Genomic DNA, 13,229 nt, shown 5'->3' on the forward strand with positions numbered 1-13,229 from the left:
ATGGAGTTGTATTTCAAAATAGGTATCGGGTTTATTAGTCTGTTTATTTTATTAGCATTAATTTCATTACTGCTCATTTTTAGTGATAGAACTAAGCTTAATGATATGACAAATAAAAATCATCTAGGGAGTTTCCATGGAGGAACCTTTTATTCTCAACCATTATTACCAATTGACGAATGTGAAGATGAAAATTTAAATCAAGTAATTAAAAGTCATAATAAAAAAATTAGAGTTTTTTATTTTTCTTTTTTGTTTTTAATACTTGGTATAGTTTTTTTAAATTTATCAGATAAATAAAATCAAATGAAAAATAAAAATTGTTTTTTACTCCATTTGTGTGTGTTACTAGTTTTAGTCTCATGTAATAAAAATGAGGTGAAAAAAGACTTTTTTGCAAATGGTAGAGTCAAGACAGAAATAAAAATGGAAGGAAATGTTAGAAATGGATTCTATAAGGAATACTATGAAAATGGAAATCTTAAATTAGTTTCAAATTTTGAAAATGATATTCAAAATGGAGAAACAATTCTATATTTTGACAATGGTAAGAAAGAAAAAGAAATTTTTTTCAAAAACGGAATACAAGAAGGAAAGTCTACATTTTACTATGAAAATGGAGTTATAAGTGAGGTCGGTAATGTAAAGAATGGAAAAAAGAACGGTTCTTTTACACTAAATTGGGAAGATGGTGTTTTAAAAAGTAAACTAAATTTTGTTAATGATGAAATTCAAGGAGAAGGATTTTTTTATAATAAAAAAGGCCAATTAGAATATAAAATTAACTTTAAAGATTCATCTCCAATAAATTGGAATTCAGTTAAGACAGATTATAATTTTGATTTTCTTTTTCCAAACAGCTTTGAAACTGTGTTAACAAACTCTAAGGAAGGTAAGATTGCACTTATTTATAAAAGTAGCTCTGATATTTACAAACCAAATGTAAATGTTGTAACGATTTATAACAGTAAAAATATGACACTGCCATCTATTATTTCAGAAAATATGAAAGAGTTAAAATCGAGTTACAGTAATTTAAAAATCATTGAACAAACTGATGAATTTGTTGATTTTCAAATTGAACAAGAAGGGCTCTTGATAAGAGGATGCAGTAGTTTTAGAGACTGTGCTAATAATGAGGTTTTAATATTATCAACATTGTCATTAGCTAAATCATATGAAATCTATACGCCAATATTCAACTTGATGAAAGAAAGTTTTACTTGTAGGAATCATTAATCCCGATAGCGCGGATTTGTAATCCGTGCCAGCAAAGAGAAGAAGCAAACTACAACTGTAAAAAGTTGTAGTTTTGTTTTTTATAGAACCAGAGGATTCAGATAATCCGCGCGATCCGCGCTATCTGGTAAAATGATAAATAAAATGATAAATAAAATTCTTATATTTTCAATATTAATAGGCTGTATTATGTATATCATTTATGCATTGAAGAAGGGAACTATCTGGGATAAAGATAAAACGTTGTACACTAATTTATTCTCACTTAGAGCTTTTCTTGGGGCATTAATGTTTTCTTTGCTTCTAATTTTAATGATTTTAAAAGATTATAATTTATTATGAAATACTATTTATTAATATTGCTGATAGGAGTACTTGTACAAAACAATATTTCCCCCGATAACGCGGATTTGTAATCCGTGCCAGTAAAGAAGACGCAAACTACAACCCTAAAAAGTTGTAGTTTTGTTTTTTATAGAATTAGAGGAATCAGATAATCAGAGCGATTGGAATTTATTTTGAAGTGTAGTCACGGATTGTAAATCCGCGCCATCTGATTGGATTAAATGGAGAACAAATGATGGGAAACAACACATTACTTATGATGCAAGTGTTAAAACTGTTGAACAGGCTAAAGAAAAAAAATATACAAATGTTGAAGAAGTAGTTTCTCAGGGTCTAGCACATAATTCAGATTATAGTGAGGTTGTTGAACTTGGTGCCGGAGGCAATTATAGAGTAAATGGAGGAGAAAGAAAAGATATTGATGATGAAAGTTATACTATGCGGGGAGGGACATTAATTTCTGAAAATAAAGGAATCATGGATGCTATAGGCGAGTGGGGACCTAGTGCATTACAAGAAACTGGTGGAGATTTTACGAAAGCAGCAGCAGGATTAGCTTTAACTGGCTATGGTGCTCCAGCAGCAGGATTTTTAGCAACAGTTGGAGGTGTTCTCTCAACGATTGGAGCGGCTGGTGAAGTTATTAATAATACTGTTGAGGGAGTCTCAGATGGCAATTTCAAACTTGGGAAATCGCTTAGAACAATTGGTTCGGAGATTCTTTCAAAAACATTAAATCGACCTGGAAATAATTTTGGACAAGCAGGTGAAATTTGGAATGATATTCTTATTAATGAAACTAATAATCAAATAGATAAATTGAAAATTTAACGATATGGATTTAATATGGCTTTTTCTATTGATTATTGTTGTCTTTATATCAATAAAAGACTTGATGAAATCGAAAAAACTACCTAATGACAGTGTATATAACTTCTATCAAAATTCAAGGTTTTATCGCCTTTTAATTTTGGTCGTTGCTTGTATTGTTGTTATTATAATTGTTATTGTAAGAAAAATTATTTATTAAAAAACCAAATGAAAAGTTTAGCAATCTTAATTATTTTTTTATTTTTCAATTCAAATCAAGAGAAACTTTATGGTAAGTTTAAAATTGAATATGAGGATAGATTTAAATCACAGAATGGAATAGTTATCTTCAAAGACAGTATTTATGAAAGACATTTAAAAAATGGTAAAGTAGTAAAAGGAAAAATCAAATATAAAAAATTCAGTATTGAGTTAGAAGATGTGGGGACAAATTTGGAAATGGATTTTTATAAAGGAGATATTGATAAAGACACAATTTTTTTTAATACGAGAGATTTAAATAATAAAGCTGTTACTAATAATGATATTGTTATTAATTCGGGGAAGTTAATAAGATTAAAAAAAGAAAAATCCCTCTGATAGCACGGATTTGTAATCCATGCCAGTAAAGAAGAAGCAAGCTACAACCCTAAAAAGTTGCAGTTTTGTTTTTTATAGTGTTTGGAGCAGGCTATGTAAAAGTGACCGATGAGATTTATTACAATTATGTCTTTAATTATACGGATCATTTGGGTAATATCCGATCGAGTTGGACCTATGATGATAAAGCGGGAGGTTTAAAAATAATGGAAGAAAGTCATTATTATCCGTTTGGATTAAAACATAAGATGTATAACGTACAGCAGTTTGTTTTTGTTACCCCGCCGGATGGTTCCCCGGAGTATATGTCGCCGGTATTGCTGGAAGACGGTTCAAAACCGTTGATCAACCCGTATAAATATAAATACAACGGGAAAGAGTTACAAGACGAGCTGGGGCTTAACATGTATGATTATGGAGCACGTAATTATGACCCTGCGATTGGTCGATGGATGAATATGGACCCGCTGGCGGAGAATTCAAGACGTTGGACACCGTATAATTACGCATACAATAATCCGATGTATTTTATTGATCCTGATGGGATGCAGGCAATTGAGAATGATGATTGGATTGAGTACACTACAAGAGATGGTAAGCAAAGTATTACTTATGATGCAGAAATAAGAACCATAGAACAAGCTGAAGCAAAAGGATATACAGGAGTTAAGCAAGTTTTTTCAGAAGCAACAGCTACGAATAGTGGAAATGGAGACAAAATAGAGTTTAGGAAAGGAGGGACGTATACAGTTAATGGAAGTGATGCTATCAATCCAGTTGATCAAAGGTATACTACTGAAAGTGGAGCAACTATTAATGTAAATCAAAGTGCTTTGTCTCAAATAGCACCTATTTTATCCAATTCTGGAGATGTAGCAGTAGTTGCAGGAACTCTTATGGTCCTTACAGGTGTAGGAGCTCCAGCTGGAGCAGCATTGATTACTTATGGCGGTTATGCATCTACCGCGGGAACGGCGTTAGATTTAGTAAATGATGCAAATAATGGGACTTTGACAACTGAAAAAGTTGTAACAAAAGGAGTTATGATGGCATTGCCTGAGGTTGGTGGAGCTGGATTTAAAGCACTTGGAGCTCCTAACGCAGGGAAGTTATTAAACTTGCAAGTTATGGGAGCAGATAAAACATTAGATGCAATGAGAGAAACAAAATCTGGACTTTATAGAAAGTAATTATGAATGATTATATAGTTTTAACGTGTTTAATAATTGTTTTAAGTTTCTATCACTTATTTTTTAAAAATAGATTAATAAAATGGGAGAAAAGAGATATGGTAGAAAAATCCTTTTCTATTAAGTTTACAGTTATTATTGTCGTTGGGATAATTTTACTAATTTTTAAAATTATGAAATCATAATTATGAAATATACTTATATTATTTTGTTGGTAAATCTTTTATTCTCAAGCTTTATTAATGCGCAAAAAATTAAATTCAAAGACGAAAATTTCAAATCTGCTTTATTGGAGTTAGGTTATGATTTCAATAAAGACAATGAAATTCAAATTTCTGAAATTGATACAGTTGTCAAACTAAAAGTTTCTAAAAAAAAGATTAAAGTTTTAGATGATTTAGTACATTTTAAAAAATTGAAAATGATAAATGCAATGACAAATCAAATAACAAGTCTTGATGTTTTTAATGATAATTCAACAATAGAAGAAATATATATCGGGGAAAATCAACTTGGAAAAAAAATGATTTTAAAGAATATCAAAAACTTAAAGGGATTATATGCTTTCAGGAATGGAATCGAAGAAATAAACTTTATAGGAACTGATAACATTGAATCCTTATATCTTCAAGGAAATTTATTTGAAAGGATTGAATTTAAGAATCTTACAAAACTTAGTACGTTACAATTATCCGAAAATGAAAAGTTAAAAGAAATAAATGTTAGCAATAACAAAGAATTAGCTCAGCTATATCTTACTGATACAGCTATATTAAAATTAGATATAACAAATAATCCATTACTAAAAACTTTATACGTTGAAAAAAAAGTAAGAATTGAAGTAAATGGAAAACAATCTGATTTTAAACCAATGCCAATAATTCAAATTTCTAAATAAGTTTTTTTTAAAAAATAGTATGGAATTGCAATCCGATAACGCGGATTTATTTCATCCGTTCGGCTAAAGCCTCGGGTGTAATCCGTGTAATTAAAACTAAAAACTACAACCCTAAAAAGTTGTAGTTTTTTATTTAATTTTAAAAATCTACCGCTTTGCTCTTATTTATACTACTGTAAAACAAAAATTTTTATGTAGTACGGCATGTTTGTCCTTTTACAGTACTGTTTTAGCTACATAATTTTACGTATATTTATACCCGACTATTCATTAAAAAACGTTAGTATGTCACATTTTGATACGCCAGATAAAAAGATACATCAGGGAAGAAATATTAAACGTTTTCGCGAAATGCTGGGTATTAAACAAGAAGCCTTGGCTATTGAGCTTGGTGAGGACTGGACTCAAAAAAGAGTGTCTTTAATGGAACAACGCGAAACTATCGAAAACAATATTCTCGCGCAGGTAGCTCAAATTTTAAACGTTCCCGTAGAAGCAATCGAAAATCTTGACGACGAACAAGCCGTAAATATCATTGCCAATACATTTAATATTGAAAAAGATGGCTATATAGGAAATTTAAATCCAGTATTTAATATTAATCCGCTCGAAGAAATTAAACAATTGCATGAAGAAAAGATCGCGCTATACGAACGTATGCTAAAAGAAAAAGAAGATATGATGAATCGGTTAGAACAGTTAATTTTAAAAAAATAATCCGATAGCGCGGATTCATAATAAAAACTACAACCTTAAAAAGTTGTAGTTTTGTTTTTATAGGATATGCGGTTTTAGTGAATTTTAAACTTAGTGCGGATTGTAAATCCGATCGAGTTGGATCTATGTTGATAAAGCGGGAGGTTTAAAAATAATGGAAGAAAGCCATTATTATCCGTTTGGATTAAAACATAAGATGTATAACGTACAGCAGTTTGTTTTTGTTACCCCGCCGGATGGTTCCCCGGAGTATATGGCACCGGTATTGATGGAAGGCGGTTCAAAACCGTTGATCAACCCGTATAAATATAAATACAACGGAAAAGAGCTGCAAGACGAACTAGGGCTTAATGTTTACGATTATGGCGCACGTAATTATGATGCTGCAATTGGTCGTTGGATGAATATTGACCCGCTGGCGGAATTGTCAAGAAGATATAGTCCATACACCTATGCATTAGACAATCCTGTTTTTTTTATCGATGTAGACGGGATGTATGCATCTAATACAAAAGATAGAGATGATAGACCCACATATGGATCAGGACACTGGTCGGATAGTATGAGAAATCAGAATTCGACTGGAGATAATTCATCCGAGAATAGTTCAAATGCAGGAAATGGTGACCCAAAAAAGGGGAAAAAATCTTTCGGTGACACTTTCAGACAAATGGCAAGTCAGATTAGTAATTGGGTTGATGAAAATATAGGAAATTCAGCTCGAGAAATGACTGATGTAACAAGCGAATGGGCTACTGATATTAGTGAAACACATGCGAGTATAGGATCTGGAGATATTTTTCAAAGACATATGGGACCTGCTAAGGAACTATATGAACTAGGATTTGGAGCAACAGGAGTTGGATTAGCAAGTACTAGAAGTTTTGTTACAAAAGTTGTACCAGAAGGATACACTATAGCAGCATCGAAGTTTGATTATTTTTTTGGGCGTGTTACCTCAAGTGCAAATAACATTAGACGTTCCCAAGATAACTTGAGAGATTTGACTACATTGGGAGTTAAAAATGAAAGAGATTTGATAAAATTATTTAATAAAGCATTTGAAAGCGCTACAATTAAAACAACAGTAAATGATTATGGAACAACGCTAACAAAGACTGCTAGAGTTGGAAATCAAGGGCAAATTAATGTCGGCTTTTTTTATAAAGGTGGGGATATGAAAAAGGAGCCTATTATTTCAACTGTTATACCGAAAATTTATAAATAAAATGGAAAATTTTAATTTTAGAATAATCACAGAAAAGGAGTTTGAAAAACTTGAAAGCACATTAATTTTTAGTGATAAAAATGATAGAAGTTTTGGTGAAATTTCTTTTCTAGATAAAAAATTTAAATTTAGCTGGCATAGCGAAATAGTTTTGCCAATTATAAAACAAATAGATCATAATGCATTCGGTATTGGTATAGATTTGAATTTTGTACTAATAGATTTGAATAAAAGAGAAATATTATTAAATTTAAAATTAGATAATTATTTTATGGATTTTGTAATGCATAATGAGAATATTTATGTAGCAGCACAAACATATATTATACAAATAGAAATAAAAGGATGTAAGATTATTAAAGAATATGGTTTGCCTGAATTTTTTAATGAATTTATTTTGGAAGGTAACACAATTAGGGTTCAATGTATCGATAATGAGATTGTTGATCTTTAGAGTAAAATCTCCGATAGCGCGGATTTGTAATCCGTGCCAGTAAAGAAGAAGCAAGCTACAACAAACTGTTTAAACAATAAAACCTATTTCGGCTAAGCCGGAAATAGGTTTTATTTTTTTTTAAATCACTTAATTTTTATATTCTTCGTAACCTTCATCAACCTCAATATTTCGATAAAACTCCTTTAGGTCCTCTACTTTCATTATTGCGTTGGAATGGACCGATTTCAAGAAATCAAGAAACTTAAGCCTGTCCTCTTCAGTAATTTCAGTGCTCCCATCGTTAGGAAAATTAGCCAGAATCAAATCTTTAATCACTTGATGTTGCTCAGTCATTACAGCCATTTTTTGATATGAAAACCTTAGGTTATTATCCTCGTTTTCATCGACAATCTCTGATGAACCAGTACTTTTGTTGGTAGTGTTGTCATTGTTGCTTAAAATACTCCTAATGGACTCTCGTTCTTCTTTGAGAATACTTTTTAGCTGTAAGTTTATAAGCTCCTCATTAATGACAATTGAAGTAGATGAACCTCCAGCTGAACCATTAAAATTATGTGATTGATTTGTGGCAATATACCCTTTTTTTCTTAGGCTGTGTGCCACATTTTTAACACTTTGAACATTCTGAAAGCCAAGATATGGAGCAATGGCATTATAATTCATGTAAAAAGTGTTCCCTTTGTCAGTGAACGACAATACCAATTCTAAAAAACTTTTTTCCGAAATAGTAATTGGTAATTTCAATAATGCTGGGTAAGATTTTATGAACCCAGTCTCTTTAAAGTTCTGCATAAATTTATTTTTACGCATGACCACCTTAGCGGTCTTATTCCTTTGCTTAATCTGCGAAAGGCGTACTAGAAACAACAACATTTCTAGTGTAACAATTTTTCAAGTAAGTTCCTGAACATTTGTATAATGCAAAGGTACTAATGAAAATCAATAAGTTGCAAGTTTTCAAATCAACTATTTTTTTTGGCATTTTATGAGTACCTCGGTATTAATCTCCTTTACTCCAAAAAAAAGTTGAGGGTGGTATGCTTCGCAAGCTTCCATGAAAAAGACAATAAAAACTCCAGCCTATGAGAATCTTCTAAAAGAGTTTGACAGGTTTGTTAAAGTGAGGAACTATAAGCAAGGTCAAGGAAAAATGTACCAGAATGCGGTAAAGGAGTTTCTCATTTGGCTGGAAGATTCAGGAGTGACCAAGATAAAGGATGTAGACAGCCAAGAGACAATAAGTTATTTCGAACACCTGATTGCAAGACCCAAACAAAGAGGTGAAGGTACTTTGGCCGAGAAGACCATCAAATTTCATTTATTCACTATGGGACTTTTCCTGTTGAACCTTTTGGAAAACAAGGAAATTGATAAAGAGTTCTACATTCCAACGTACGGAAACGGGATTCAGAATCCGAGGAACATACTTTCAACTGTTGAGGTTAAAATGCTCTTCGATAACTGTACATCTGAAATTGAAAGGGCTATGTTGTCGGTTGCCTATGGCTGTGGTCTTAGAAGGTCTGAAATTGAGAAACTGGATGTCAAGGACGTGCAACTCATCAGCGGGATGCTGATGGTCCGTAAGGGAAAAGGTAGCAAGAGACGGGAAGTTCCTATGAGTGACTCGGTGCTTAAATGCTTAAAGCAATACATTACTGAAGAGCGGTATCAGAAACTGATAGGAAGAAACCAATTGGAAGAGGCTCTTTTTGTCAATGCTAGAGGTAAAAGGGCCAGCGGTGAAATACTCAATGATATGCTGAAAAGGATTATCGAGCAAACGGATAATTACGAGCTGATTCAAAAAGGCATATCACTCCACTGTCTTCGTCACAGTATCGCAAGTCATCTTTCCGATAACGATGCAGGCATTGAATTCATCGGGCGTTTTCTTGGTCATTCAGAAATCAATACCACCTATATCTATGCCATCAAGAACAAAAAGCGAAAGCCAGTAGTAACCTTTTAAAATCAAGCTTATGGAAAAAATCAAGTTAGAGGATTATCTGAAACAGCGGTTGGCCGAGAAAACAGCCCAGAGCTATCTTTTCACCATCAATAATTTCATTAAGACCAACCCGAAATGCAAACGTTATAAGTTTCATGATATCATTAACTATATGGATGAGGTCACGCAGAAACAATCCAATACCCAATACAGAATCAGAATCCTTTCAGCAATTAAAAAGTACTACGAGTATTTGGTAATGACTGGAGTAAGAAAAGACCATCCATGCAAAAAACTGAACATCAAAAACAGAAGCAATCTGGATATCCAATTGCAGGATTTGTTCAGCAGCGAAGAATTGCAATTGCTCCTACAAAGGGAAAACCGCTATTGGTTTTTGGAAAGTCGAAATAATGTGCTATTATCACTATTGATTTATCAAGGGCTTACCAGTGAAGAAATCACAAAATTGGAGTTGAAAGACATCGATTTGGAAAACGGGACAATCTACATTAAAACTTCCAATACGCTAAATGGAAGAACCCTTGAATTGCTCAACAAGCAAATACTTCCATTATCCAAATATATTGATGAGGTTAGGCCAAAGATGCTTCGTTGCAATACTGATAAACTGATTTTGAACAAGCTCGGCAAACCGATTTCAGTTGATGGCATTCATTCGGTCATTGACCCATTAAAGAATTTGTTCCCAGATAGGAAACTAAATCCTCAAACCATTCGGATGAGTGTGATTTGTAATTGGCTCAATGAAAAGAAATATGATTTGGTTAAGGTTCAGGAGCTGGCTGGACACAAATGGCCAGGGACAACGGAGAAATACATACGAGTTGATGTGAATGCAGAGCGTGAATTGATAAATAGGTATTTTCCTATTCTCTAAATTAGTATTTTTGGATTATTAACTAATGTTTATGGAAGAAACTTACATACAATATGGTGTCTCAAGTGATTTGGCTCAAAAATTAAAATTACTGGGTATTCCTAAAACTACTTTTGAAAAAACTTCAAACAAAAATTTAAGAGAAAAGTATTTTCTACCTGATGATGAAATAATTCTGGTTAAGGAACTTATAAAAAGGCAGCCAATTAGAGAGGATATAATCGAAAAACTACTCGAGAATTCAAACTATACTTGTTGTATATGTAAAGGAACAAAAGGGAAATCGTATATAATTCATCATATTGAAGAATATTCTACAAGTCAGAATAATGAATATCATAATTTAGCAGTTCTCTGTCCAGATGACCACGATATTGCTCATAAGAAAGGGAAATCTTTGACTTTGAAATTAACAGAAAATCAAATTAATAATGCAAAATATAAATGGGAGGAAGAAGTTAAAAGGAGGAACATTGAAAAAGCATCTAAAAATGGAAATATTTTTGAAGTAGATTTTATAAACATTCCTAGAATTTTAGAGTTATGTATTGAGTTGTTTGATAAAATACCTAACACTCGGTACACTGAGCAATTGTTAAGTTTGGGATTAATAACAATCGATGGAGGTATTAATGAAACTAAACTTTCGGAAGTTAATGAAAATCCAACTACACCTTTAATTTTCTTTGCTCCACATGGCGCAGCAATACTTAAAGCTCATTATTATGAAATCTTTCAAAAAGTATTGATGCATCTCAATTTTATTGACCTTGATTTATTATTAAACAGAAATTCTATAAAGTCTGGTATTGTGGGTGAATACTGTTATTATGTTGGGGGTCCGTATAGCTCAAAATTACCAAATCCAATTACTAAAGATTGTGAGTTGATGAGATTTTATTTTAAGCGAAAACCATTTATCGTTGAATGGCTTGTTGACCCTAAATATTTTAGTTCAAGTTCAGCAAAACATAGAACAAATCATAGGAATGTATATATGATTTATGGGAAAATACGAAACGTTAATATTGAGATTCGTGATGACAAACAGCATATAATTATAGATATTAGACCTTATTGTTTTGGATTACCAGAACTTAGGAAACATAGAGTTCCTGATATAGCATATAGAGATAAATATGATGATATATTTGATGAGAATGATATTGATAGTATCTGATTGTAAAACCTAAAAAAAGTAAAACTAATGAAAGAAGTCTACATAGCATATTTTGATTTTATGGGATTCAAAGAATTCATTTTAAATAATGAAAATGAAGTTTTAATCCGAAGAATGGGGCATATTTTTAGAGATATTGAAGTATGCCTAGGGCAAGGAAAGTATCAAGAGCCAAGTAATGGGGTTCTTCTGGCAGATATTTCCAAATCAAAACTCAATTGCCTTAATATTTCAGATACAGTTTTATTTTGGACTAATGGATGTGATTTTGAGGCTCTACAGGAATTGCTAAATGTTGCGTATGAATTTAATTGGAGAGAGATAGGTTACAACTTTCCATTAAGAGGAGCTTTGGTCAAAGGAGAAATTAAAGAAGTATCAGGTAAAAATACTAATTCTGAAGGAGGCTCATATTCAGTACAATGTTTGTATGGCAAAGGATTGGTTTTAGCACATGACATTGCTGAAGCACAAGAATGGGCCGGAACAATAATTGATAAATCGATTATTAATGATTTGAAAAAAGAAATCAATGGAATAGAATATTTGGAAAGCTTAGCAGTTAAGTATCAAGTCCCATTTAAAAATGATGAGAATCATGAGTTTTATGTCTTTAAACTAAAAAAAGGAATAATTACTGATGAGGCTTTAAAAAATGTATTAGAGGCAGTTGAAAAAGTATTTTCTCAGGATAATAAATCTATAGACAAAAAAAGTGTGCAATTAAAAATTAATAATACTAAAGATTTTATAATTAACACTAAGAATACCTATTAGCAACTGTATTTAAAATAATTAATTTTAAAACTAGATGATTTAAAAATGGATATTAAGAAGATTCTTTCTAAAGCTGGTCAAACTTCACTATTACCTCAGTATGAAAATTCAGAAACGATGTATGAACGATTTTCTCAAGCTTCATTGGAAGAAAGGGATGAAATTGCCAGAGCTGAAAATGAACGTGGTTATAAACTCACCGATAATTATGAAATTATTGCAGATAATCTCAATTTCTTTATTTTAAAAAAAGAAGAATTTGAAAAAGAGTTTTTGTGGGAGCTATCACAGCGAATTTCACCTTCAAGTGCTGAAAAGTTCTGTAATATAGTCGCTCAATACTGGGCAGATGGTAAAACAAAAAGAGACTTTATAGAAGTTAAAAGGCTATTAGCAAGTGTTAAAAACTATTTATTAGGATATAGAATAGCTAGTTCTGAGAATAATATTAAGGTTTTGTGTGAAATTGATAATGATATTGAGCCTAATTTTGATGATGATGAAATTAAAGAAATACTTAATTTGAATAGAGAAATGATACGAGGATATTTTCCTCAATGGCTTGAAACCCGCTCAAATTATCATAGTTTAAATACAGAAAGTATCTATTGTAGAAGAGGACTTTACTTAAAACAAATTTTCGAAGAAAAAAGCGAATACTTCGAATGGGATTACATTAATTCATATTCAATTGGTTTTACAGTAACAGAAAAATTTGCCCAAATGACAAAAAATGACATTCCTGTTATCATCAATAAAAATTTATCAGATATTGAGCATCGAGTATTATTTTTTGCACCATTCATTAAAGGAATGCCTGTTCGACAATTTGAATTAGGAGTTATCCCACATTGTAACTCAATGTATTGCTATAATCAAGGAAAACATGGAGGCATAGATGAGTTTTTAATTGAGTAACTCCGCAGATGTTTCCCT

At 31.8% G+C, this 13,229-nt stretch carries 15 protein-coding genes; 14 read left to right on the top strand and 1 reads right to left on the bottom strand.

Going from position 1 to position 13,229, the window contains the following annotated elements; genetic code table 11:
- The 9 genes from E6C50_RS08150 to E6C50_RS08190 all read left to right on the top strand — a co-directional run bounded on the left by E6C50_RS08150 (window position 1) and on the right by E6C50_RS08190 (window position 7,481).
- Window positions 1–300, top strand: a complete 300-nt coding sequence (locus E6C50_RS08150) for a hypothetical protein (protein ID WP_136402708.1) — start codon at window positions 1–3, stop codon at window positions 298–300.
- 6 nt (window positions 301–306) lie between these two features.
- Entirely contained in the window at window positions 307–1,239 is a 933-nt protein-coding gene (locus E6C50_RS08155; protein WP_136402709.1) for a toxin-antitoxin system YwqK family antitoxin, read from the top strand.
- Window positions 1,240–2,061: 822 nt separating this feature from the next.
- Complete coding sequence (locus tag E6C50_RS08160; protein ID WP_136402710.1) at window positions 2,062–2,415, top strand: hypothetical protein; 354 nt, start codon at window positions 2,062–2,064, stop codon at window positions 2,413–2,415.
- Window positions 2,416–2,622: 207 nt separating this feature from the next.
- A complete protein-coding gene (locus E6C50_RS08165) occupies window positions 2,623–2,994 on the top strand; it encodes a hypothetical protein (RefSeq protein ID WP_136402711.1) in 372 nt (123 codons plus the stop codon).
- Window positions 2,995–3,059: 65 nt separating this feature from the next.
- Window positions 3,060–4,184, top strand: a complete 1,125-nt coding sequence (locus tag E6C50_RS08170) for an RHS repeat-associated core domain-containing protein (RefSeq protein ID WP_230978976.1) — start codon at window positions 3,060–3,062, stop codon at window positions 4,182–4,184.
- A 187-nt stretch (window positions 4,185–4,371) separates the two neighbouring features.
- The gene (locus E6C50_RS08175; protein ID WP_136402712.1) at window positions 4,372–5,082 is read left to right on the top strand and encodes a leucine-rich repeat domain-containing protein; all 711 of its coding nucleotides are present in this window, start codon (window positions 4,372–4,374) and stop codon (window positions 5,080–5,082) included.
- 285 nt (window positions 5,083–5,367) lie between these two features.
- Window positions 5,368–5,799 carry a helix-turn-helix transcriptional regulator gene (locus E6C50_RS08180; RefSeq protein ID WP_136402713.1) on the top strand — a complete coding sequence of 144 codons (432 nt, stop codon included), beginning with the start codon at window positions 5,368–5,370 and terminating at the stop codon, window positions 5,797–5,799.
- A gap of 154 nt (window positions 5,800–5,953) precedes the next feature.
- Window positions 5,954–7,027 (top strand): RHS repeat-associated core domain-containing protein, encoded by a 1,074-nt coding sequence (locus E6C50_RS17970; RefSeq protein WP_230978977.1) that lies wholly within the window; start codon window positions 5,954–5,956, stop codon window positions 7,025–7,027.
- Window position 7,028: 1 nt separating this feature from the next.
- Window positions 7,029–7,481 (top strand): hypothetical protein, encoded by a 453-nt coding sequence (locus E6C50_RS08190; RefSeq protein WP_136402714.1) that lies wholly within the window; start codon window positions 7,029–7,031, stop codon window positions 7,479–7,481.
- Window positions 7,482–7,610: 129 nt separating this feature from the next.
- On the opposite strand, the gene E6C50_RS08195 is transcribed toward E6C50_RS08190, so the two are convergent.
- Entirely contained in the window at window positions 7,611–8,276 is a 666-nt protein-coding gene (locus tag E6C50_RS08195) for a hypothetical protein (protein WP_136402715.1), read from the bottom strand.
- A 262-nt stretch (window positions 8,277–8,538) separates the two neighbouring features.
- Here E6C50_RS08195 and E6C50_RS08200 point away from each other — a divergent pair, with 262 nt between their 5' ends.
- From E6C50_RS08200 to E6C50_RS08220, 5 genes are read left to right on the top strand one after another with little or no spacing between them, the layout of a single operon-like run.
- Window positions 8,539–9,456, top strand: a complete 918-nt coding sequence (locus E6C50_RS08200; RefSeq protein ID WP_136402716.1) for a tyrosine-type recombinase/integrase — start codon at window positions 8,539–8,541, stop codon at window positions 9,454–9,456.
- Window positions 9,457–9,466: 10 nt separating this feature from the next.
- Complete coding sequence (locus E6C50_RS08205) at window positions 9,467–10,336, top strand: tyrosine-type recombinase/integrase (RefSeq protein WP_136402717.1); 870 nt, start codon at window positions 9,467–9,469, stop codon at window positions 10,334–10,336.
- Window positions 10,337–10,367: 31 nt separating this feature from the next.
- The gene (locus E6C50_RS08210) at window positions 10,368–11,516 is read left to right on the top strand and encodes an HNH endonuclease signature motif containing protein (RefSeq protein ID WP_136402718.1); all 1,149 of its coding nucleotides are present in this window, start codon (window positions 10,368–10,370) and stop codon (window positions 11,514–11,516) included.
- 27 nt (window positions 11,517–11,543) lie between these two features.
- Entirely contained in the window at window positions 11,544–12,293 is a 750-nt protein-coding gene (locus tag E6C50_RS08215; protein WP_136402719.1) for a hypothetical protein, read from the top strand.
- Between the two features lie 45 nt (window positions 12,294–12,338).
- Window positions 12,339–13,211, top strand: coding sequence for a hypothetical protein (locus E6C50_RS08220; RefSeq protein ID WP_136402720.1), 873 nt, complete (start codon window positions 12,339–12,341; stop codon window positions 13,209–13,211).
- The last annotated feature ends 18 nt before the right edge of the window (window positions 13,212–13,229 follow it).

Source organism: Flavobacterium supellecticarium (assembly GCF_004801375.1).
Lineage (GTDB): Bacteria > Bacteroidota > Bacteroidia > Flavobacteriales > Flavobacteriaceae > Flavobacterium > Flavobacterium supellecticarium.